The 24057-nt window shown below is 57.7% G+C and carries 17 protein-coding genes; 2 read left to right on the top strand and 15 right to left on the bottom strand.

The genetic code is table 11. From position 1 onward, the window contains the following. Positions 1-10: 10 nt before the first annotated feature. From tatC to WKI41_RS01615, 9 genes are all read right to left on the bottom strand, one after another. Positions 11-823 (bottom strand): twin-arginine translocase subunit TatC, encoded by an 813-nt coding sequence (gene tatC, locus WKI41_RS01655; RefSeq protein ID WP_340191795.1) that lies wholly within the window; start codon positions 821-823, stop codon positions 11-13. Next, positions 820-1644 carry a Sec-independent protein translocase protein TatB gene (gene tatB / locus WKI41_RS01650; protein ID WP_340191794.1) on the bottom strand — a complete coding sequence of 275 codons (825 nt, stop codon included), beginning with the start codon at positions 1642-1644 and terminating at the stop codon, positions 820-822. Before tatB ends, tatC begins: the two co-directional genes overlap by 4 nt. Before the next feature lie 87 nt (positions 1645-1731). Beyond that, positions 1732-1944 carry a twin-arginine translocase TatA/TatE family subunit gene (locus tag WKI41_RS01645; RefSeq protein ID WP_340191793.1) on the bottom strand — a complete coding sequence of 71 codons (213 nt, stop codon included), beginning with the start codon at positions 1942-1944 and terminating at the stop codon, positions 1732-1734. 159 nt (positions 1945-2103) lie between these two features. Next, complete coding sequence (gene scpB, locus WKI41_RS01640; protein WP_340192291.1) at positions 2104-2790, bottom strand: SMC-Scp complex subunit ScpB; 687 nt, start codon at positions 2788-2790, stop codon at positions 2104-2106. Positions 2791-2824: 34 nt separating this feature from the next. Continuing rightward, positions 2825-3670 (bottom strand): segregation and condensation protein A, encoded by an 846-nt coding sequence (locus WKI41_RS01635; RefSeq protein WP_340191792.1) that lies wholly within the window; start codon positions 3668-3670, stop codon positions 2825-2827. Positions 3671-3717: 47 nt separating this feature from the next. Then, positions 3718-4734: a beta-N-acetylhexosaminidase gene (gene nagZ / locus WKI41_RS01630; protein ID WP_340191791.1), complete on the bottom strand. Its 1017-nt coding sequence runs from the start codon at positions 4732-4734 to the stop codon at positions 3718-3720. Between the two features lie 99 nt (positions 4735-4833). Next, complete coding sequence (locus WKI41_RS01625; RefSeq protein WP_340191790.1) at positions 4834-7950, bottom strand: SPOR domain-containing protein; 3117 nt, start codon at positions 7948-7950, stop codon at positions 4834-4836. A gap of 68 nt (positions 7951-8018) precedes the next feature. Then, complete coding sequence (gene argS, locus WKI41_RS01620) at positions 8019-9776, bottom strand: arginine--tRNA ligase (protein ID WP_340191789.1); 1758 nt, start codon at positions 9774-9776, stop codon at positions 8019-8021. Positions 9777-9839: 63 nt separating this feature from the next. Next, a complete protein-coding gene (locus WKI41_RS01615) occupies positions 9840-11057 on the bottom strand; it encodes a deoxyguanosinetriphosphate triphosphohydrolase (RefSeq protein ID WP_340191788.1) in 1218 nt (405 codons plus the stop codon). A 176-nt stretch (positions 11058-11233) separates the two neighbouring features. Here WKI41_RS01615 and erpA point away from each other — a divergent pair, with 176 nt between their 5' ends. Beyond that, positions 11234-11563, top strand: a complete 330-nt coding sequence (gene erpA / locus WKI41_RS01610; RefSeq protein ID WP_340191787.1) for an iron-sulfur cluster insertion protein ErpA — start codon at positions 11234-11236, stop codon at positions 11561-11563. An 81-nt stretch (positions 11564-11644) separates the two neighbouring features. Then, entirely contained in the window at positions 11645-12439 is a 795-nt protein-coding gene (xth, locus tag WKI41_RS01605; RefSeq protein WP_340191786.1) for an exodeoxyribonuclease III, read from the top strand. Between the two features lie 87 nt (positions 12440-12526). Here the strand turns inward: xth and WKI41_RS01600 are convergent, their stop codons facing one another. From WKI41_RS01600 to WKI41_RS01575, 6 genes are all read right to left on the bottom strand, one after another. Then, positions 12527-14509 carry a methyl-accepting chemotaxis protein gene (locus WKI41_RS01600; RefSeq protein ID WP_340191785.1) on the bottom strand — a complete coding sequence of 661 codons (1983 nt, stop codon included), beginning with the start codon at positions 14507-14509 and terminating at the stop codon, positions 12527-12529. A 199-nt stretch (positions 14510-14708) separates the two neighbouring features. Beyond that, the gene (exoR, locus tag WKI41_RS01595) at positions 14709-15503 is read right to left on the bottom strand and encodes an exopolysaccharide production regulator ExoR (protein ID WP_340191784.1); all 795 of its coding nucleotides are present in this window, start codon (positions 15501-15503) and stop codon (positions 14709-14711) included. Further along, positions 15497-15961: a hypothetical protein gene (locus WKI41_RS01590; protein ID WP_340191783.1), complete on the bottom strand. Its 465-nt coding sequence runs from the start codon at positions 15959-15961 to the stop codon at positions 15497-15499. Before WKI41_RS01590 ends, exoR begins: the two co-directional genes overlap by 7 nt. A 59-nt stretch (positions 15962-16020) precedes the next feature. Next, positions 16021-17175, bottom strand: coding sequence for an OmpP1/FadL family transporter (locus tag WKI41_RS01585; protein ID WP_340191782.1), 1155 nt, complete (start codon positions 17173-17175; stop codon positions 16021-16023). A 404-nt stretch (positions 17176-17579) separates the two neighbouring features. Beyond that, on the bottom strand, positions 17580-20507 hold the full coding sequence (locus tag WKI41_RS01580) for a valine--tRNA ligase (protein WP_340191781.1): 2928 nt from the start codon (positions 20505-20507) through the stop codon (positions 17580-17582). Between the two features lie 106 nt (positions 20508-20613). After that, complete coding sequence (locus WKI41_RS01575) at positions 20614-24015, bottom strand: DUF3971 domain-containing protein (protein ID WP_340191780.1); 3402 nt, start codon at positions 24013-24015, stop codon at positions 20614-20616. Positions 24016-24057 lie beyond the last annotated feature (42 nt).

Genomic DNA, 24057 nt, shown 5'->3' with positions numbered 1-24057 from the left:
CAAGAAGCCTTCACGCCTCTTCGGGACCGTCAAGCTCCCGGCCAGCGTTTTCGGCAGCGCGTTTCTTCTCCACGAGTCGAGCCATATAGATGGAAACCTCGTAGAGAAGGATCGCAGGCAAGGCAAGACCGATCTGGGACATCGGATCGGGAGGTGTCAGAACGGCGGCTACGACGAAGGCGGCAACGATTGCGAATTTGCGCTTCTCTCTCAGCCAGTCACTGGTGAGCAGTCCAACGCGCGCCAGAAGCGTGGTGACCACTGGCAACTGGAACACCAGGCCAAAGGAGAGAACGAGCGTCATGATGAGGCTCAGATACTCCGACACCTTCGGCATCAGCGAGATCGCCACCTCGCCGTTCTCCGGCAGCTGCTGCATGGCGAGGAAGAACCACATGACCATGGGCGTGAAGAAGAAGTAGACCAGCGCGCCGCCAAGCAGGAACAGCAGCGGAGATGCGATCAGGAACGGCAGGAAAGCAGCGCGCTCGTTCTTGTAGAGGCCTGGCGCGACGAATTTGTAAAGCTGCGACGCAACCACGGGAAACGAAATCACCATGGCGCCAAACATGGCGACCTTGATCTGTGTAAAGAAGAACTCCTGCGGAGCCGTGTAGATTAGCGAGGATTTGGAAACGTCCAGCCCTGCCCAGATCACCGCCCATTTGTAGGGAATGACGAGAAGGTTGAACAGGTGCTTAGCCATGGCGAAGCAAGCCAGAAAGGCCACGAAGAACGCACCGAGCGACCAGATAAGCCGCGTACGCAGTTCCATGAGGTGTTCGATAAGCGGCTGTGGCTTATCCTCAATATCCTCACTCATGCTTCATCCTTCTTGGCCTTGGCCGTTCTTGCAGTCTTCGCAGGCTCAGCACTAACAGCAGCATCAGGCTTCCTGCGCGTCGCCTTTGGATTTGCCACGGTTGCCGATGCAACCTTCTTGTCTGCAACCTTGACCGTACGCCGGGTCGCAGCCTTCGCCGCAACATCCGTCAGCGCAGGCGAAATCGCGGGCTCGGATTCCATCGCGGCAATGGACGAGACTTTCGGCTTCTTCGCATCGGCCTTGGCAGAAATCGTGCGCGGGGCACGCTTCGGCTTGGCAGCGACGGCCTCCGCCTCAACTTCCTGAGTGGATTTCGCGGTAGTCTTGCGGCTGCGCTTAGGCTTCTCGCCGACAGGCTCCGAGGTCGGCACCGTCTGCGTAACGACAGGTGTAGCGGCTACTACCGAAGGCGCAGAGGACAACGCAGCCGGCGGCGCGTCGGGCAGTTTCATTTCGGGGTCCGACAGGCTGATATCCGGCGCATCGACAGGGGCACTGGTTGCGGGCCCGGAAGGCGTCGCTGCCTTTTGCAGATCGGAGCGGATGTCATTACCGAGCTGACGCAGCGGGTTCATTGCGTCACGCAGGGAATTGGTCGGGTTGAGATTGCGGACATCGGCGATCGTCTGCCGCACGTCGTCCATGTCGGCCTCTTTCATGGCCTCATCGAACTGGGCACGAAAATCACCGGCCATCTTGCGGAAGCCAGCCATCGTCTTGCCGAAGGCGCGGATCATGGGCGGCAAGTCTTTGGGCCCAACAACCACGATCAGCACGATCGCAATTATCAGAAGCTCGCTCCAGCCGATATCAAACATCAAAAAGCTCCCGACACGCGCGGCAACGCGCCATGATCCTCAAGGCTAAAGACCAGGTGAAGACGGTCTCGTCCCACCTCGGATCAATTACTTGATCTCGTCAGCCTTATGATCGACGGTTCTGGTATTAACGTTGGTGTCGGCAGGCGGCGGCGTAGCGTCGTCATCGGCCATGCCCTTCTTGAAGCTCTTGATGCCCTTTGCGACATCGCCCATCAATTCGGGAATTTTACCCCGGCCGAACAGAACAAGCACGATCACCAGAACGATCAGCCAATGCCAAACACTAAAAGAACCCATGACGCAAACTCCCTGAATTTTGCTTTGAACCGATGTAAGCCGTTTGAATGGCTTTTTCAAACAACAAAATGGCTATTCAACAATGTAAGGGCGCCACTTTCGCTGTGATGCACCGGCATGCCGACACATCTGCGTGATTGCTATGCTGTTGCAACAAAATCAATCATCTGCATCCCCACCGCGCGGCGCGAGCAGCCCAAGTTCCTCTAGATCGAGCTGCGTGATTGGGTCTTCGTCCTCGGTTAACTCGTCGCTCATCGATGGCACGGGGATGCCGAAATTGGGCGGAATGCGGCCCGAAAGCAGCCCTGCCCCCTTAAGTTCGTCCAGGCCCGGAAGATCGCGCAATTCCTCAAGTCCGAAGTGGTCCAGAAACTCGACGGTCGTTCCCATGGTTACCGGACGTCCAGGGGTACGACGGCGTCCCCGAAAACGGACCCAACCCGCCTCCATCAGCACATCCAGCGTGCCGCGCGACGTTTGGACGCCGCGGATATCCTCGATCTCGGCGCGGGTGACGGGCTGGTGATAAGCGATAATCGCCAAAACTTCGAGTGCAGCACGCGAAAGCTTCTTAGGCTCCTTTTCGTCGACATGGATGACGAAGGAGAGATCGCCCGCAGTCCGGAACGCCCAGTTTCCGCCGACTTGCACCAAATTGACGCCGCGCGTCGCATAGACCTGTTTCAGCCGGTTCATCAAAGGTGGAACATCGACGCCGCGCGGGATCCGCTCGGCGATGAAGGCTTCCGAGACCGGCTGCGCCGAGGCAAAAACGAGCGCCTCGGCAATACGCTCCGCCTCTTTCTCAAGACGTTGCCCGACTGAAGTACCCTCAATCTCCATACCCTGTTGAGCACCGTCGTTTTCCATATCGACTTCATTCGCCATCGTCGGCCCCTTCAGAACGTTGCTGCGCTTTCCGCGAGCCTTTACGCATGAAAATCGGCTGGAACGCGCCGTCCTGGCGGATCTCAAGCGATCCCTCGCGCACCAGTTCCAACGACGCGGCAAAGGCGCTGGCGATTGCAGTGGCGCGCATCGAAGGATCCGGGACATATTGCAGGAGATACCTATCGAGTTCCGTCCACTCGCCGATTTCGCCCAGCATCGAGGTGAGTAACTCCCGGGCTTCCACCAGCGACCAAACCTGGCGCTTCTCGATTGTCACCTGGGTAATGGCCTGGCGCTGGCGAAGCGTGGCGTACGCGCTCAGGAGGTCGTAGAGGCTTGCTTCGAATGCGGAACGACTGCGGTGGGGAATATGCTCCGGCGCACCACGCGCGAAGATGTCGCGGCCGAGCTGGTTGCGGTTCACCAGCCTCTCGGCAGCCTCGCGCATGGCCTCCAGACGCTTGAGGCGAAAGGCCAGCGTTGCAGCCATTTCCTCACCCGTAGGGCCCTCATCCTTGCTCTGCTGTGGGATAAGCAGCTTGGATTTGAGGAAGGCAAGCCACGCTGCCATCACCAGGTAATCGGCCGCAAGCTCGATGCGAACCCGTCGCGCCGTTTCAACGAATTGTAGATATTGCTCCGCCAGCGCAAGAACTGAAATGCGAGAGAGATCGACCTTCTGGACACGCGCCAGATGGAGCAACAAGTCGAGCGGGCCTTCGAAGCCCGCCACGTCGATCATCAATGCTTTCTCGCCCGTTGCTCGCTCCGGCGTAACATCTTGCCAAAGCTTGTCCATCGGCGTGCTGCCGCGCGATTTCTCTGCTGCCATCGTCTCGCCTGCCGGGCCTTTCGCTGGCGCTCTGCCCGGCGTCCGGATCAGGCAACCGCCAGCATGGCGTTGAATTCATCTCTCAAGCTCGCCTCGTCGGCACCGTCGGCAACGGGGAAGCCCGCTTCGACCGCCTTGGTGCGTTCCAGGGACCGGCCGGAAAGAACAGGAACTTCCTTCACAACCTCAAGCATTTCACTCATCACACCGTTGCAATGCAAGACGATATCGCAACCGCCCGCAACAATATTGGCAGCGCGCTCGCCAAGCGTCCCCTTCAAAGCGTTCATCGAACTATCATCGGACATCAGCAGACCGTCAAAGCCGATGCGACCGCGAATGATCTCCTCGATCACTTTGCGCGACGTCGTGGCAGGCCGCTCTGGATCGATCGCTTTGAAAACCAGATGCGCGCTCATGCCCATCAACTCCTTGTTCAAAGCACGGAACGGCACGAAGTCATGCGCATCTAGGTCGTCCAGCGGAACATCCACAACCGGCAATTCATGATGCGAATCCACCATGCCGCGTCCGTGGCCCGGGATATGCTTCATCACTGGCAGCATGCCACCGGCCTTCAAGCCGTCGGCCGCCGCCTGCCCCATTTGCGACACCAGTTTCGGGTCGAACCCATAGGCGCGGTTGCCGATAACGTTACTCGCACCTTCCACCGGCACGTCGAGAACGGGCAAGCAGTCCACATTGATGCCGAACCGCATGAGGTCGAAGGCATGAAGGCGAGACATCAGCCACGCCGCTCGCAACCCCTTTTCCCGATCGCGCACATAGATCTCACCCAACGCCTGCGCATTTGGATAGGACTGCAGGATCGGCGGGCGGATCCGCTGAACGCGTCCACCCTCCTGATCGATCAAGACCGGAGCATGAGGACGACCGACAGCGTTGCGCATCGAGGCCACCAGATCGGTAATCTGCTGAGCGTCACCGATATTGCGACCAAAGAGAATGAAGCCCCAGGGCCGCTCCGCTTTGTAGAGAGCAATCTCGTCATCCGTTAGCGTCAAGCCGCTGCAGCCGAGAATCATAGCTTTGGATTCAGTCATGGTCGTGGTCCTGTCGATGAGGCGAGTGCGATGGATATTTGTTACGAAAAAAGCCGGGACGGCGTGACCATCCCGGCTTTTTCAATTTAAGCTTCCCAATCAGCGAGCGACGAGGCAGCTTCCGCCCGCGGAGCGGAAGCGTTCGCACAATGCAGCGGCTTCGTTCTTGTCGCCTGCGGGAATACGAACACGGTAGAACGTTCCCTTGCCGGCAATTTCCGCAGCCTTGATGTCGACGCCGCGTCCACCGATGACCGAGCCGAACTTAGCCGACATGTTCTGGTAGGACTTCTGCGCTTCTGCCTGGCTCGGAAGAGATGCGATCTGGATGTAGTATCCACCCGAAGATGGTGTGCTCGCGGTCGCAGCAGGAGCAGCGGCAGGCGTGGAAGCCGTCTGCTGAGCAGGCTGAGCTGCAGCAGCCGGGCGGACGTTGCCCTGATTGGTGACTGTGGCAACCACATTGGCTGGCTGGCTGGCCGGACGCGCCGCCGGAAGCGGTGCAGCCGTCTGCGTCTGTGCCGGCTGGGCAGCGGCAGGCGCTGGACGAGCACCCGTCTGCGATGCCTGAGCAGGCTGCTCGGGCGTGACCGGCACGCGAGAGGTGGCGAGCACCGACGGTGCTTTTTCCGTCGTTGCGGGAGCCGCCAGTTCCTCGACCTTATCCTGCTTCGGTGTCTCGACCGTAGGTGCCGGCACTTCCTGCGCGACAAGCGTGCCGTCCGGCTTGACGATCATGGTGCGCACCTTGCGGGGCGACACATTCACACCGGACTGGCCACTATGCTCAGCCGTCTGCGTGTTCTCGCCACGCGAGAGCAAACGCGGATCTTCTGTTTCGCCGACTGGCGTGGAGGTACCGCCCTGCATCTGGTCGGCTTCGTCTTCCATCGGAAGCTGCTCGGGGATGAGCGTGCGCTGTACGACATCCACAGGCTCTTCATTGGTGGAGATCAGCGATGGCTGTTTTGGATCCGACGGTGCGGCACCGGCCACGCGGTCGTAAACCGCCTTGTCCTGGTTCGGCACGACGCGACCGCCGGGATTTTCCGGCACGACCTTCGTCGGTTCGCTATCGGCAGAAATGATAACCGGCGCGCCGTTCGAACCCGAGTGGGAGGAACCGCCACCGATCAGGGCGTAGGTGCCACCACCGACGAGAAGCAAACCGACAGCCGCTGCCACAGGTACGAACCAACGGCGGGCACCGCCCTCACGCTCGTCGTCGGCATAACGAACCTGCTGCTCCGGGGCAGCATCGTCGCGCGTCTGCGAAGCAAAACGACCTTCTGCGGCCTCCTGCATGCTGCGGCGGAAGTCCTGTTCCAGGGCACGCTCAAACTCGTCCACCTCTTCCTGTGTCGGCTGAGGCTGCGCCTGACGCGGCGCGGCATTCTTGTGGCGATCAAGACCACCGGAAGCAGGCGACGCGAAGAGCGAGGCAAGCTCGGTATCGAGATCCAGATCTTCTTCCTGGCGGCGTGCAACCGGCTTCGGTTCGAAAACGCCGACGGGCAGTTCTGGAACGTCCAGCTCGGTAATGGCCTCTGGAGCATCCTCCGTCTCGCCGATTTGGCTTGGGTCGAAGGGCAGGCTTTCCAGAGAGGCTTGAGGCGTAACCGGCGCCTGGACTGCAGGACGACGCTCTTCGTAACGCGCACGCTCGACAACCGGCTGAGCCTGAGGCTGTGGGCGGGAAGCGACTGGTGCAGCAGCGACAATAGGGGGCGAGGCTGGCTTCGGCGGTGCGATCGGCGCCGACTTTGCAACAGGCGCGGGCTGAGCGACGGGTGCGGGTGCCACATCGATATTGGCGATCTCGGAGAGATCGATGTCAAAATCGATATCCTCGAGCGCAAGCTCGAAGTCGGTGTCATTGAAAGCGTCAAAATCATCGGCAGCACTAGGGGCTGCGACGGATGCCTGAGCCTGAGCGCGAGGCGCGGGCGCTATCGGAGCCGATACACGCCGAGCTGAAGCAGCAGCCGCAACCGCCGCAGAAGCAGCGGGAGCCGACACCACGGGCTGCGCCGCGACTGGTTTTGGCGCCGCAGCGGGCGCTTCAAACACAGGCTCTGCCCGAGCAGGTGTTGGCGCCGGCTTGGCGGCCTGGGCTTTGATTACCGGATCGACGGCTGGCAGAACCGGGGAAGCCGTGACAACCGGCTCCATTCTGGCGACAGGCGCGGCGGCATCAACGCTCTTGTTGCTGATCTCGTAGCGCGCAACGTCATAGATCAGTTCATCCATCGCGGACATCTTCTGTCCAGCGACCACATCACCGGTCAGTTCCGCGGCAGCAGGCGCGCGTACTTCTACGGCAGGACCCGCTGCGGGAGCAGGCTGCGGCTGAGCCTTCGGAGCGACAGGTGTCGCGCGGGTCGTGCCGAAATTGGCCAACGGCAAACGCAGGCTGGAGAAATCGAGCGAAGACTTGCGCAGCGAGGGTGCGTTCGGTTGAAGAGATACCGGTGCCTCATCGGCAACCGACATTTCCAGCTCGCTCGCCAGATCAATCGCCGTCTCGCCGGATGTTTCTGCCATGCGCTCCCAATCAGGCTGCTGGACAGAGGCTGGCTGGTATTGAGCGGTTGGCTGCTGTGGGGCAGCCGGCTGCGGCACCTGGACCGGCTGGTCGTAAGCGTGGGGCTCAGGTGCGAAAACAGCGGGAGCCGGGGTTTCTGCGACGGCGTCAGGCGCAGAAGCGTAGCTCGGCTCGCGCTGTTCTGCTGCGTGGTCACGGTGATTGACATCGAACACAGCCGCGACCGAATGCGGATCATCGCTGAAATCGTCTCTGAGATCGGAGCGCGGGGCTGGTGCAGCGTGCTCCGCCACCAGATATTCTTCATGGCTTGCAGGGACCTGCGGCGCTACCGGCTCAAGCTCGGGCTCGCGACGGGAAAACACCGATTCCACCCGCTGCATGAATTCGTTGACCGGAACGGGTGCCCGTACGTCGTTGGCGGGATCTAGCGCGATCGGCTCGTGGCGCGGCGCGTCATAGACGGCGAACTCGCGCAGCAGCTCATCTTCAAGGTTGAATTCCGGCTCCCGTCGCGCGAGCGGCGGCGCAGCGCTCTGCGCAGCCGGCGGAGCGACATGGGGAGGACGATCCTCTTGCGCGACGAGACGCGCCAATTGAGCCAGGGGATCGTTGTCAGCGAATTCCTGCGACCGAGAGTCTCGGTTATACGCGACATTTTTTTCGACCATTACGTGTTCCACCATCTACGCATCACAGCACTTGCCAGCGTATTGTGAGCAAATAATGGTGAGGGATGTCATCGCATCTCGTCAGGCGCGTCCGCTCCCAAAAGCGTCAATCCGGACTTCAGCACATTAGCGACAGCACTCACCAGCCCTAGTCTGGCAACGCTCAATTCTCGGTTTTTATCGTTAACAAAACGTAATTCCGGCTGATCTTTACCTTTGTTCCAGTGTCCGTGGAACGAACTGGCCAGATCATAGAGGTAAAATGCCAAGCGATGCGGCTCGTGATTCTGTGCCGCAGACTCGATCAGACGCGGATACTCCGCCAGTTTTGCGATCAGTTGCAACTCATTGACATCGTTAATCAAAACCGATCCGGAAGAGAGCGTGGAAGCATCCACATCCAACCCCGGAAATGCCTCGTTTGCTTGCCGGAACACCGACTTGCAACGCGCATGTGCATATTGCACATAAAATACCGGATTGTCTTTAGATTGCTCGGTCACCTTGGCGAAATCGAAGTCCAAAGGCTCCGAATTCTTCCGGTAGAGCATCATGAATCGCACAGGATCGCGTCCGACTTCATCGACGACGTCCCGCAATGTGACAAAATCCCCAGAACGCTTCGACATCTTCACCGGCTCGCCATCGCGGAAAAGCTTGACCAACTGGCACAGCAGCACAGTCAGTTTCGACTTACCTTCGGAGACGGCGCGCGCAACGGCCTCCAGACGCTTGACGTAACCACCATGGTCGGCGCCGAGCACGTAGATCATCTCGGAGAAGCCACGATCATACTTGTCCTTGAAGTAGGCAACATCGGCAGCAAAGTAGGTGTAAGTGCCGTCCGACTTCATCAGCGGACGATCCATGTCGTCACCGACTTCGGTCGAGCGGAAGAGCGTCTGTTCGCGGTCCTCCCAGTCTTCAGACACTTCGCCCTTTGGCGGCGGCAGCGTGCCCTTGTAAACATGTCCCTTGAAGGTCAGATCGTTAATGGCAGATAGGATGGGACCGGCATTGCCGGCATGCAGCGTGCGCTCAGAGTAGAACACATCGTGCTTGACGTTGAGTGCCGCCAGATCCTCGCGGATCATCGCCATCATCGCATCGATGGCCTTGTCCTTGACGATTGGCAGCCACTGTTCTTCAGGCATGGCGCGCAGCTTGATGCCGAACTCATCCGCAAGTGCCTGGCCGACAGGAACGAGATAATCGCCCGGATAAAGCCCCGGCGGAATGGTGCCGACATCTTCACCCAGCGCTTCGCGGTAGCGCAGGAAAACCGACTTCGCCAGCACATCGATCTGCGAACCGGCATCGTTGATGTAATATTCCTTGGTCACATCATAGCCGGCGAAAGCCAGTACATTCGCAAGTGTATCGCCAACGACGGCACCGCGGCAGTGACCGACATGCATAGGCCCTGTCGGATTGGCGGACACATATTCGACGTTGATCTTCTTGCCCGTTCCGACGCTGGAACGGCCAAAATCCAGGCCCTGCGAAATCATACCGGCCAGCAGGCGCTGCCAGTAACCGACGGAGACGCGGATATTAATGAAGCCGGGCCCAGCGACGTTGACGCTATCGACGTCAGCATCCTGTTCAAGTGCCGGAACGATGAGCTCAGCCAGTGCGCGTGGATTGGTACCGAGCGGCTTGGCCAGCACCATTGCCGCGTTGGTTGCGACATCGCCATGGCTTGGATCGCGCGGCGCTTCCACAGTGATACGGCCAAAATCGACAGCATCGCGATTGGCTTTGACGAGATCGATCGTCTCGAGAGCTTTTTTGATTCGTGCGTCAAAATCGGCAAAAAGGTTCATGGTCATCTACCTGCGCGAAGGGCTTTCAGTCATCCGGGTATCGGCTTCGCAGTTGCGCGCTGCCTATCGCAAATCCGGTGTATGGTCAAACAGCCGCTGGTGCGTTCTCAAGGCGTAGCTGTCTGTCATGCCGGCCAGATAATCCCCCACATGGCGCGCCCTCGCAGCCTCGGTCATGCCGGGAATGCTATCCACCCAATAGTGGCTTTGCATCTCGGCCGGCGTCTCCATGTAGCGGTGGAACAGATCGGTGACGATCTGCGTCGCGCCCGCACGAATACGCATGATCTCCGGGTGGCGGTAGATATGCGCAAAGAGCAGTTTCTTGATCTGCTTATCTGTATCGGCCATTGCCGACGAGAACGTCGCAATCGTCCGGTCCGCGGCGCGAACGTCGGCCGCACTCTTTGGCTTTAAGAGCCCAAGATTTTGCTGTGCCACGCCAATCACATCTTCAACCATTCGGGTGATCTGACGGCGCATGATCTCATGCGCGAAGCGCTCGTCGTCCAGCGATGGATACTTTGCCCGAACCTCAGCCATGAGATTTGAAAGGAACGGTACTTCCTCCAACATGTCGAATGTCAGATAGCCTGCCCGCAGGCCGTCATCGATGTCATGGGTATTATAGGCAATGTCGTCGGCAATCGCGGCGACCTGCGCCTCCAGGCTGGCAAAAGTACCAATCTCCAAATCCTGCACCTGACAATATTCCAGAATCGGCAGCGGCACCGGACCATGCGTCCCCTCACCTGCCGTATTCAGCAGCGGGCCATTATGCTTCACCAGACCTTCCAGCGTCTCCCAGGTCAGGTTGATGCCGTCATATTCGGCATAGCGCCGCTCGAGCTTGGTGACGATGCGTAGCGACTGGGCGTTGTGATCAAAGCCGCCATAGGGTTTCAACACCGCGTCCAAAGCATCTTCACCAGTGTGACCGAAAGGTGTGTGGCCGAAGTCATGCACCAGTGCCACGCCTTCCGCCAAATCCTCATCCAGCTTGAGAGCGCGGGCAAGGGCGCGAGCAATCTGTGCCACCTCAATCGTGTGGGTCAGACGAGTGCGGTAATGATCACCATCCGGGCTGATAAAGACCTGCGTCTTGTGCTTCAGCCGCCGAAAGGCGGTGGTATGGACGATGCGGTCGCGATCACGCTGGAATTCGGAGCGCGTCAGGCTTGAGGCCTCGGGGAACAGGCGTCCGCGCGTCGTCCACGGATCGGCGGCATAGACCGCCCGCTCGCCGCTACCAAAACCCAACGCACGCTGATCGATTATCATACTCTGTCCTGTCATCGGCCCATTGACCTTTTACACTGCCCTTCATACCTATCGCGAAGGTTGCCGCAAAGCGCGTTTGCGGGTGGCAACGCTATAGACGGTGAATTTGACTGGTTTATAATCGGTCTCACACAGAACTTTGCTCGCCGGTTCTTGACCCCGGTTGGAGAAACAACATGACCACAGACGTTACACTCTCTGAATCCGCCGCAAAGCGAATCGCCCAGATCGTCTCCGCCGAGGCTGGTAAGGAAGCGCTCCGCGTTTCCGTCGAGGGCGGCGGCTGTTCGGGCTTTTCCTACAAGTTCGATCTCGATGGCGCACCGACTGACGACGATATCGTCATCTCACGCGGCGAGGCAAAAGTGCTGATCGACAGCATGTCTCTCGTCTACATGGCAGGCTCGGAAATCGATTTCGTCGATAACCTGCTGGGTCAATCCTTCCAGATCAAGAACCCCAACGCTGTCGCAAGCTGCGGCTGCGGCACCAGCTTCTCGATTTAAGCTAGCTGTTGAAACAGTGAAAACCGGTGGCTTTCGGCGCCTCATCGGTTAAAACAGGTCCCAAAGAGAATGGGACCTGCGATGAAGATTGCCACCTGGAACATCAACGGCGTCAAGGCGCGCCTCGAGAATCTCTGCGAATGGCTGAAAGATTCCAGCCCGGATATTGCCTGCCTTCAGGAAATCAAATCCGTCGACGAGAACTTTCCGCGTCTTGAGATCGAAGCGCTTGGTTACCACGTGGAGACCCACGGCCAAAAGGGCTTCAACGGTGTTGCCCTTCTATCGAAAATGCGGCCGGACGAAGTCAATCGTGGCCTGCCGGGTGATGACGGCGATGAGCAGGCGCGCTTCATCGAAGGCGTCTTTTCCGTCCAGGGCGGCGTCATCCGCGTCTGCTCGCTCTATCTACCGAACGGCAACCCACCGGACGATCCGATTAAATATCCTTACAAGCTCGCATGGATGGAAAGGCTGCGCCGCTTTGCCGAAGAGCGGCTGCAATTGGAAGAACCGTTGATCCTGGCTGGCGACTACAACGTCATCCCGGAACCTTTCGACTGCCACGACCCGCGGGTCTGGGCTGGCGACGCCCTGTTCCTGCCGCAGACGCGCGCTGCCTTCCGCAGGCTTGAAAATCTTGGCCTCACAGATGCCAGCCGCGCTACGTCCGACGAGGCCGGGCTTTATACCTTCTGGGATTATCAGGCAGGCGCCTGGCAAAAAAACAATGGTATTCGCATCGATCACCTGATGCTGTCATCGGAGGCGGCAGACAGGCTGCACTCCGTCTCCATTGAAAAACACGTCCGCGCCTGGGAAAAGCCTTCCGACCACGTACCAGTCTCCGGCTACTTTGATTTTCAGGCCGCCTGAGATCGAGGCTTAGAGTGTGATGAGGCCGGACAAGATCATCTCTCGTCCGGCCTCACGCTCATCCGCTCACTTCATCACGTCTGTTGATCAGAACTCTTCCCAATCGCTTCTCATCGCAATCGCTGCATTACCGCGATAGTGCGAGACGGACGGTCTCCTGACTGGTGCATGTGGCTGCGAATTCGCTGCCTTGGCCGGAGCGCTTTGGCTGCTTCCCGTTTTGAAACGAGCGACGAGGTTGCTGAGATTGACTGCTTCGTCGGCAAGCTTGCTGGTCGCGGCTGTCGACTGCTCCACCATCGCGGCGTTCTGCTGCGTCGTTTGGTCCATCTGGTTGACGGCACCATTCACTTCACTTAGGCCAGTGGACTGCTCTTTCGAGGCAGTCGCGATCGAGTGAACATGTTCATCGATTTTACCCACATGTTCCCGGATCGCTTCCAGCGCCCCGCCGGTCTCGGTTACAAGCGACACACCTGCAGTCACCTCGTTGCGGGATCTTACGATCAAGGTCTTGATGTCCTTTGCCGCTGTTGCCGAGCGTTGTGCGAGCTCCCGCACTTCCTGCGCCACCACAGCAAAACCCTTACCAGCCTCGCCGGCACGCGCTGCTTCCACTCCAGCATTCAAGGCCAAGAGGTTCGTCTGGAAGGCAATCTCGTCGATGACGTTGATGATATTGCCGATCTCGTTGGATGCTTGTTCGATGCGGCCCATCGCCAACACAGCGTTTCTGACTACATTGCTAGACTGATCCGTGCTCTGCCGCGCTTGCGCCACCATATCGGACGCCTCGGCAGAGCGGGCCGTAGAGTTCTTTACTGCAGAGGTGATTTCTTCCAACGCAGCGGCGGTTTCTTCGAGAGAAGCCGCCTGTTGTTCGGTGCGCTTTGACAGATCATCAGAGGCGATTCGCAACTCGCCCGCTCCGCTCTTGATCATGTCAATTGCGGAGCGAACTTCCATCATCACGGAGCGCAGGCTATCCATCGTCGCGTTGACGTTGCGCTGTAGTTCGAGGAACACACCGCGGAAATCGCCCTGCATCGATTCTGTCAGATCACCCTCTGCAAGCGCGGCAACCACTCTGTTGGTTTCAGCAACACCACGATCCACCGAGGTGACAAGTTCGTTGACGCTCATCGCAAAACGATTGAGGTCTGGGTTTTCATAGTGCTTGCCGATGCGGGCAGAAAAATCGCCCGCGACCGCAGAGGAGACGACTTGCGCGATATTGCTCTGTAGATCCGCATTCTGTTCCTGGAGTGCCGCCTCTTGCGCGGCCAGATCACGAACCCGCACTGCGTTCTCTTTGAACACTAGAACGGCTCTCGCCATATCACCCACCTCGTCCTTATTATTGGTGTAGGGGATAACAACGGACAAATCGCCGTCGGCCAGTGTCTTCATGCAATCCGTGGTTCTCGTAATCGGCGTCGCAATAGCCCTGCGGCCGAAGAAGGCGGAAACGATCATCAGCAGAACCATCAGAGCCGAGAGAATGATCGTAATCGTGGACGCGAGTGCCTGAAGCTGCCGGCGTTCTTCATTTGCTGCCTCTGATTTCGCCTTCGCGTCATTGACGATTTCATCAGCCAGCGACGCCAGTTCAGCGCTCGAATTTTTCAATGGAGCAAGCTGCTGAGCGATATCGGCGTTTGCCGCGCGATCGGTCGCTAGCTTCGTGACGTCAGCGTTGTACTTTACCAGCACATCTGCGATTTTCTGAGCGCGCTCTCGGTTGCTCGGATCCGTCATGGCGACTGCTCCAAGCTGAAGATATTTGGCAGCCGATTCATGGCGCTTTACCGTGTAGGTCTGCGCGTCTTTCAGTTCCGCAGGGGTAGACGCAAGCCGAATCTCGCCAACGCCGATTTCCATGCCTCGCAGCGAAGCCTTCATGTCCACCATGTTGCGGGCAATGTCAGCCTGGACGCGCCCCCTGGAGACAGCGGCGTCCACGGCTTGAGAGAGAAACCAGCCTGTCACCGAGGCAGTCAAAACAAGAACAACGCCGGCTCCGGACATGAGGGCGAGTTTGGTACGAATGCGGGAAACGTCAAACGCCATAGCAGCATCCCATTGAAAAAAATGCACAATGAAAAGGGACATGCTTTGTGGAGCGACGCAGGCGCGATTCATTCGGCCAGCAAGAGGGTACGAAGACACGAAAGCAACTTATGGTCGCTTTTGATGTTTAATATAACGTTATTGTGAACACGCAAGATCTTGCTCAGAGCGCTGCTCAGGCGATCTCGTGAAAGGGTTTTTAATCGGCGTCGCCTGAAGAAATGTTCCGTGCGAGCTGGATCGCGACGCGGCGATCATCCTCGGCTGCAACCGAGAACGCCTGCTCCTGAAGGTTTTGGATCCACACACAGTTGGCTGCAGCACATTTGTCGAGTGCCGCAGTCATGAAGGCTAGGCCGCGGACGGTCTGACCTTCCTGAAATAGCAGGTTGCCAAAGATCGACATCGCGCCAGCATGACCGTGCTTGCGCGCCTGGTTCAGCCACTTCTTGGCTTGCTGCGCGTCGGCGCGACCACCCTCGCCTGCGAGGATCATCTGCGCGAGTTGAAACTGCGCTTCCGCGACGCCAAAGGTAGACGCGACCTGGAAGTAGAGCTGGCGGGCCTGACCGAGGTCCATCTTCACCGGACTGCCCGGAATACCGTGACGATAATAGTCGGCAAGAGAGAGCAATGCGTTGACGAAGAAGCCGGTATCTTCCGAGCCGGGCTCCACGCCCTGGCTGGCAATCTCGCTGTAAATCTTGAAAGCTTCGAAATCGTTTTTGGCGACACCGTCACCGAAGGCGTACATGTTGGCAAGCGCCCAGCGAGAGCCGGTATGGCCTTTTTCGGCCGCGTAGCGGTACGCTTCGACCGCATCTTCCTTCTTGCCATTCTTGTAGGATTTGAAGCCGAACTTGAAGAGATCGAAGGGACCGGATTCCTTGGTGACGCCGGAATTGATATCGAAAGCCAGAACCGGCACTGACAGCGATGCAAGCATCAGCCCCAGGCATAGCGGTTTCAAAACGTTGATGTCACATCTCAGCATTTCAACGAACTTCTCTCACTCGTCCCACATACGGCGAAGGCGAACCTTGCGTCCGTCGCGGGCTGCGATCTCTCAACACACTGCGTCGTTCCGGCAACAGCTTTCAATGTGCTGCCGGTGGTCCTAGGCGGTAATAAATCAGCAATCTCATGATCACAGGTATAAGTACCGTTTCCGGCAATATCACGACGTCTGATCGCCGTCGGGATCCCACCAAACAAGCCCTGACGGAAAGACTCCGTCTTTACTTGCTTAAAGCCTGAATCCGCACCTGTTTTCACTTCCACCACTTCCGCAGCACCACTTTCGATGTCTGCATATTCTTCCATTCCCGCGCCGTCGAAAGCATTCAAGCACATGCTTTGTGGCGGGAAATGGACAAATACGACCACATTCTTACGCCACGTGAAGGTTGCATAAATTTGTTGCCAAATCGTCACAATATGGCTGATCCGCAACAAAAAACCCGGCCGTAGGGGCCGGGTCTTCACAAAACAGGTACTCGATAGACGACTTATCAGAAAGCAATTTTGTAGGATGCGCTCACTGCATACGCCCAGTCACCGCCAGCCGTCGCATTGAAATCCGCACCCTTTGAAGTAGATTGGCTTCCAGAGGTAAGGTAGGAAAGACCAGCACCAACACGGAGCACGCCCGGACCGCCCTTGATCTGTGCGCCTGCGCCAAGCGTCCAAGTATCAGTGAAAATATCTGCTCCCGAGCCGACGCCTTTATCCCAGGTTAATGTCACTGCCCCGGAAACGTTGTCGTTGAAACTGTGACCAACGCCGCCCGTGATCGTCCAGCCATCTTGCCAGAAGAAATTTTTCCGCTGATTCACGATTGCGGGGTTAACCACTGCAAGGCCGGGAATCTGATAGTTAAGTGTTTGCAGCACGCTCCAGTCAGTCCATTTGACTGAGCCGAAAACAAGCCAACCAGGAGCTATGCCACTCTGTAGATTAAGTTCAACGGACTGAGGCAGCGAGCCATATCCTGTCGAAGCAAGCTCCGCAGGCAGCGCCGCAAACGGGCCAGCTGGATTACGGCGAAATGTTCCCGACGCTTCATGATCAACTTGCGAACGATACATAAGCTCCGCACGCAGTGCATATTCTTTAATCTCGTACGCGGTGCCGATACGATACCCGCCCGCTGCGGAATCCTCAAGATGAAGCGTACCGAAATTCTTCTCTTCTGTGTAGTCGAAAGACTCAACGAAGCCGCCTCCCAGGAAGTAAAGCTGGCCGGGACCTACATCGAAATTGACAGCGCAAGTGCCACCATATTCATTCGTATCAAATTTCGAGTTCCGAACGGCATTCGCCGAGGTTGCTCGTGCTTGCGGGCCATAATCAGACTTAGCGCCGAAGGGCTGGGTGTAGGTAAAGGCACAGGAAAGATTTTCAGAAATCCGAGCCTTTGCCGAGAACGATGGTACCGCATAATTCTTGGAGTATTCATCATCGGTCGCGTTCGCGCCGTTGATGGTCTCGAAGCTCCGTTTTGGAATGACATAAATCACGCCGCCACGTGCTGCCACTGTGCCGTCTTCATACAGAATTTCGGTGTCAGCATCACCACGCGTGAAGCCACCAGCCTGTGCACCACCAACAGCCATGCAGGCGCCGACAAGACCTAGAGTCCCTCTTTTGATCCAAGTAGTTGCCATCTCTCTCCCCAATCAAGGCAATGTGATGATTGGAAACTGAAGCCGTTTGAAGAAAATGACAATGCACCCTGATCGATGACGGGATGGGTAATAAAGATCAAGATTTTACGTGAAAAATCATGTTCAACGCGGCATCAGCGATTAAATAGAATAAATTTCTATAAATAAGATTTTATTTTTAGAAACGTAGGACAAATTCGCACAATAGGCGCCAAGTGTGTCTATGAGACAACATTCAAAGTTTTCACTCAAAAAAGTCGGATTTCTGTCATGTTCTGAGGAACTTGGCGGAGTGTGTCGCCGCGTTTCGGTTCTTGATCGAATCGGATAAGTTTCCCAACGAAGGTGAAATGAAAAAAGCGCCTCCTATGCGAAGGCGCCTTTCTTGTTTAGTGCTGATTGTATCAACCGGCCTCGTTGACCCGCTGTAGCGCGATCTTCAGGCTCTTGATTTGAAGCTCAAGTTCAGCCTTACGGTCACGGTCTGCTGCGACCACTTCCGGGTCTGCATTGGCGACAAACTTCTCGTTCGAAAGCTTCTTGTCGATCCGCTCCAGTTCCACCTCAGCCTTACCGATCGCCTTTTCCAGACGTGTTCTTTCAGCGGAAACATCGATCAGATTACCAAGCGGGATGCACACGGTCGCTTCGCCCACTACGATCTGTGCAGAACCCTTTGGCGCTGTATCGGCCGCCAGAATCTCATCCGCACGGGCCAAACGACGGATTGCCGCGGAGTGGCGATCGAGGCGCATCTCGGTTGTCGGATTTGCGGCAACAACGACCAGCGGCGCCATGGCACCTGGCGGTACGTTCATTTCCGAACGGGTGGAACGAATGCCGGACACCAGATCGATCAACCAGTTGATCTCAGCAGCTGCCGCCTCATCCGTGAACCCGGGCGCCGGCCAGTCGGCGTGGCAAAGCAGTTGCTCGCGGTTTGCGCCTTCACCAGCCGTGTGTGCCCACAACTCTTCGGTCATGAACGGCATAAAGGGATGCAGCAGCTTGTAGATTTCTTCCAGAACGTAAGCAGCGCAGGCCTGCGCTTCGGCCTTGGCTGATTCGTCCTCTCCGCTGAACACCGGCTTCAGGAGCTCGAGATACCAATCGCAGAACTGGTTCCAGACGAACCGATAAATCGTGCTGGACGCATCGTTGAAGCGATAGTTCTCGATTGCGCTCGTGACGTCCTTTGCCGTATTGGCAAGTTCGGTCAGGATCCAGCGGTTGATCGTCTGCGTCGCCGCTTCCGGCAAGAAATGCGGATCGCGCTTCACGCCATTCATTTCGGCAAAGCGCGTGGCGTTCCAAAGCTTGGTGCCGAAGTTGCGATAGCCGGCAATACGCGCGGGATCGAGCTTAACGTCGCGGCCCTGCGCCGCCATGATGGCAAGCGTAAAGCGCAGCGCGTCCGCGCCGTATTGGTCGATCAGCTCCAGCGGATCGATGACGTTGCCCTTGGACTTCGACATCTTCTGGCCGTTCTTGTCGCGAACCAGCGCGTGGACATAGACCGTATTGAACGGCTCGACTGCGTGACCGGCATCGTCCTTCATGAAATGAAGACCCATCATCATCATTCGGGCAACCCAGAAGAAGATGATGTCGAAGCCGGTAACGAGAACGTTGGTCGGATAATAGCGCGCAAGCTCGGGCGTCTTGTCCGGCCAGCCGAGGGTGGAGAAGGGCCAAAGAGCTGAGGAGAACCATGTGTCGAGAACGTCTTCGTCGCGCGTGAGGATCTCACCCGGCTTGAAGTTCTCAAGCTTCTCCTGCACCCAGGCCTTCCAAGGGCCTTCGTGGGCAAGATAATGCTGAACTGCGGCGTCGAGCGCCTCTTCCTCGGTCTTTTCGACGAAGACCTGGCCATCCGGGCCGTACCAGGCCGGGATCTGGTGCCCCCACCAGAGCTGACGCGAAATGCACCAGGGCTGGATATTTTCCATCCATTCGAAGTAGGTCTTGTCCCAGTTCTTTGGAACGAAGTTCGTGCGTCCTTCGCGAACGGACGCCATAGCCGGCTCGGCGAGCGTCTTGGCATCGACGAACCACTGGTCGGTCAGCATCGGCTCGATGACGACGTTGGAACGGTCGCCGAATGGCTGCATGATCTTCTTGTTTTCAACGTAAGGAACGTCGTTGCCTTCAGCATCCTTGACGGTGACGGCAAGACCATCGGCGTTGATCGCCGCGACCACGCGCTTGCGTGCCTCGTAACGGTCGAGACCACGATACTCGTCCGGAACGAGGTTGATGGCATCGACATCGGCTTCGGACGGCAATTTGCCAGAGCGGGTGATTTCGCCTGCAAGTTCTGCGCAGCGGGCATAGGGTTCGCCATCATCGCGCATCTGTGCCTGCGTATCCATCAGGCGATAGAGTGGAATGTTGTTGCGACGGGCGACCTGATAATCGTTGAAATCATGCGCGCCGGTGATCTTGACGGCACCGGAGCCAAATGTCGGATCCGGATATTCGTCGGTGATGATGGGGATCAGGCGGCGGCTTTCCTTCGGACCAACAGGAATTTCGCAGAGCTTACCAACGATTGGCGCATAGCGTTCGTCCGACGGATGAACGGCAACAGCACCGTCGCCGAGCATGGTTTCCGGGCGAGTGGTCGCGATCGCGATATAATCGCGCTCTTCCTGGAAGACGATATTGCCGTCGGCGTCCTTCTCGACATAGGTGTAAGTCTCGCCGCCAGCGAGTGGGTATTTGAAGTGCCACATATGGCCGTCGGCTTCGCGGTTCTCGACCTCGATGTCGGAAATGGCCGTCTCAAAGTGCGGATCCCAATTCACCAGACGCTTGCCACGATAGATCAGGTCCTGCTTGTAAAGCGTGACGAAGACTTCAAGAACGGCCTTCGATAGACCCTCATCCATCGTGAAACGTTCGCGCGACCAGTCACAGGAGGCACCAAGGCGCTTCAACTGGTTGAAAATCAAACCACCCGATTCGCCCTTCCACTCCCAGACCTTATCGATGAAGGCTTCGCGACCCATGGCGCGACGGCCGGGCAGCTGATTTTCCATCAGCTTGCGCTCGACAACCATCTGCGTTGCAATGCCCGCATGGTCCATGCCCGGCTGCCAAAGAACATCCTTGCCCCGCATGCGCTCGAAGCGGACGAGAATGTCTTGGAGCGTGTTATTCAGCGCATGGCCCATATGCAGCGAGCCAGTCACATTCGGCGGCGGAATGACGATCGTGAACGTGTCGGCGTTCGGCTTGGCATTCGCGCCGGCACGAAATGCATCGGCCTCATCCCAGGCCTTGGCAATTTTGGGTTCTACGGATGCGGAATCGTAGGTTTTATCGAGCATTTCCTGGCCTGAAATCTGGAGTTCTATTTTTGGTTTTTAAATAAGGATGGCAGGTTGAGAGTCAACAGCAACCGAAGCGGCATCGGGCTTATGCGTTACCGCTTCCTCACTGGAATTCGAATATCTGGCGGAAAACTCCGGGAGCGATCAATGACAGAGGGTTGATCTGCAGCCGCGGCGTGGCCGTCGGACCCGTCAGTTTGAAGGTGATGCCGAGAAGACCACGGTCACGACCATTACCCAAAAAGATGCCGATGAACGGCAACTCGCCGAAGAGACGGTTGAGGCCGTAGGCAGGCATGAAGGTGCCGGTCATATCGATATTGCCGTTCTGGTCCTTCAAAACGCCCTGGAAGGTGGCCCCGATTTGCTCGCCACGCACCACGCCGTTCTCCAATGCCACAACGCCGTTGACAACGACGACGCGAGCAAAGCCGCGCTGAAATTTTTCCGAGCTGACATCGATGTTGCGCCGAACAGCCGCATTCAGGCTGCGACCGTCCTGCCCCGATGGGGTGGCGACAATATCCTGCAGCTTGGCCTCATTGAGAACAGCGAAGTTGCGCAGGTCTAGCGAACCGCTCCAGGATGTGCCGTTGGAGGTGGTCATGACGAGGTTCAGTAGCCCCCCTCGTATACGCGTGTAGAGATTGGTAAACCGCGCGAAAGAACCGGCATCGCTGCTGGTCAGATTGATGGTGCCGCCGTCGCCCTGGTTGGTCGTCTGCGCCACCACAGCCTGCCCGCGACCGGATACTCCCTTGAAATCGACGGTGCGCACCTTGCCATCCCTGACACCGATACTCGCGGTCACATTGGAAAGGGCCTCATCGTTGAAGCCATAGACTTTGTCGAGATCCGCCTTGATGTTGAGCGAACCGAGATCACCACTCGGCGCCGCACCGGACGAGGCGCTTGAGGCAGCGCTTTCGGAATTGCGAAGTTTGGCGATGATGGGTCTGAGATCAGCAGATTTACCGCTGATGTTGACGGTGTAGCTCCGTTTAGCCGCCGATACGAAGACCGCATAGTCGTCTTGCGGGAACAACTGAAAACGGGAGAAATTGGCCGAGATCAAGCCGCTTTTATCAAAGGCGAGATCGCCGGCGGCACCGAAACCATCACCTTTCAGCGCCAGGTCATGAATGTTGGTGCGGCCATTGACTGTTTCCATGCTGAAGGACGCGTTCGCCTTCACGCCTACACCTTTGGTCCAGCCTATGCCGGGTAACGTCATGGAAGCGTTGGAAAGATCAAGTTTCACGTCCTGTCGCTCTGGATCCATGCTGTCGATTTCAAGCAGCGTCGTTCCACCCAGAACGCTGGAAAGCTCCGGGGCCAATTTGGCGATTTGACCGGGCTCCAGCACCGCATTCAACACAAGCTTTCGCCCTGTCGTGCTGGTCTTGCGAATGGGCTGAGTGAAATCGATGTTCATCGCGACATCATCGATCCGCCCCTTGCCGAGAAGATGCAGCGTCTCGTTGTTGAGTTTCAGGCTGCCATTGACAGAAGAAACCTTGCGGTTGGAGATCGGTCGCGCCAACGAAACGTCGTTGAGCGCCAGATCTGCCGTCCATACGGGATCGGGCGGAGACTGACTCTTCAACAGGCCGACACGCAGCTTGGCGTGAGCCGTCACATTGCCGGAAAAATCGCCAGGCTGAAATTCCGTGTCCTTTAACGCGTTGATCGGCTGGAAGGTGGCAAGCTCGGCAATGCTGTCGGCCGATCCTTTGACATTCAAATCGAGGTCGGCCATCAGCGGCTTGTCGTAGACATCGGCAATCGAGAAGTGGCTATTTTCCAGTTCGAGACTACGGTTGGATGGGAAAAAAGACGTGGCTTTCGACACGGTTACATCGATCTTCTCGCCCACCAGTTCGAAATGCGCATAGGCATCGCGAAGCGGCGGGATGTCGCCAGCAACGTTCAAACGCGTGTTGTCGACGTCGAATTTGATCTGCAATTCGCTTGCGGACAATTCCAGCGGGCAGTTCGGCCCGCACATGCGGCCAGCCGGGATGAAGACGGCAATGGAGCCGTTTCGCACAGTGCCACCAAAGAGATTGGCGATCACCCAGGGCCGCGCTTTGTGCGCCATCCAGAACGGCCAGAGCTGCTTGACAGCAGTCGCCTCCATCTTGGGAATTTGCCCGCCAAAGCTGATCTCTGGAGACCCCTGCCCGAACCGGACCTTGAGCGAGCCTGCCATGTTGCCGAGCTGGCTTGAAACATAGAGCGCCGGCACATTGATCTCACGCGTTGCACGATCGAAGGTACCATCCGCCTTGAGATCGAAGGCCACAGGTTCCTCGCCGCCTGCATCGGCAACGGCAGCCGCATTGGGCATGTGTACCGAGAGATCGAACCCGGTGTCATTGTCAAAAATTTTGGCCTGGACTGGCAGTGTGGTGCGGCCAAATTGCAGGTTCGAATTGTCGACCAGAACGGCCTTGCCATCGAAATCATAATGCGCGTTGAGCACGCCTCCTGTCACTGGCTGTGCTTCCCCGCCGATATAAAGCTCGCCGTTTCCAAGCGCGAAAGACAGATCGAGGGCAGGCTTCTGGTCGGCAGCACCGCGCGCTGCGGAAACATTGATGCCGGTCTTGACGTTGAGACCCTGATGCATCAGGCCTTCATTATCATATTGCTCCAGCAGCGGACCGATATCGAATCCGTCGAGCCGGGCCGAAAAATTGTTGATGCGGCCGTCTACGGCGGTGGCTGCAAGCGCCAGTTCCGCGACCTGTCCGTTGAACCCCACATCACCATCCAGCGTATAGCCGCCCTCGCCATCGGGAACGAGAGACAACTCGCTGAGATTGATCGTGCGGGGCTTACCGTCTTCACGTGGAGGAAGACGGATGGCGATATCGGAGAGATCGATTTCTTCCGTGCCGCTGCGCTGAAAGCCCTGCGACAGTCGATCGAGATCGCCGAAAGCGTTTTCTAGAAGCGCGGGTATGGCATCGATACGAAGCTGTGCGATATCGAAGGCCTGCCCCTTCGGCAGCAGCGCCGTGTCGAGTTCCATGCCGTTGGCTTCCAGCGTCGCGATCGACACACGACCAGTGAGCAAAGCGAGAGGATCGAGCGCCATGCCAATGGACCGCGCCCGGCTGAGATGCTGCCCCGATTCGCTATCGGTGATATCGACATCTTGAGCGACCAGCGCGAGCCGTAGCCCGGAGGAAAACCGAATGGCGGTGGAGCCAATGCGCGCTTGGTAGCGGGGCCCAAGTGCACGTTCCAGCGCCTGCTGCGCCTGGCTTGAAAGAGCGGTGTCCACCGACCCTGTCTCGACAGAGAGAATGATGCCACCGATGGAGAGGAAGGCGAGGATGAAGAGAGCGACGAAGACCTTGGTAAAGGCACGCAGCATGGAGCGCGGCGGCGGGCAGTGAACGATGATCGGATCTTCGGCTTGCGCAGACGGCAAAGCATGCAGCGGCACGATGTCTCGCTTGCTGAAACTGACCTTCTCACCGCGAATTTCCGCCATCCGTCCCCTGCCCGCTCCCGGAAATATCCTGAACCCCAAGCT

The organism is Agrobacterium larrymoorei (assembly GCF_037722385.1).
Classification (GTDB): Bacteria; Pseudomonadota; Alphaproteobacteria; order Rhizobiales; family Rhizobiaceae; genus Agrobacterium; species Agrobacterium larrymoorei_C.
The sequence above is the reverse complement of the archived record's forward strand: the minus strand, read 5'-3'. Positions and strand labels throughout refer to the sequence as shown.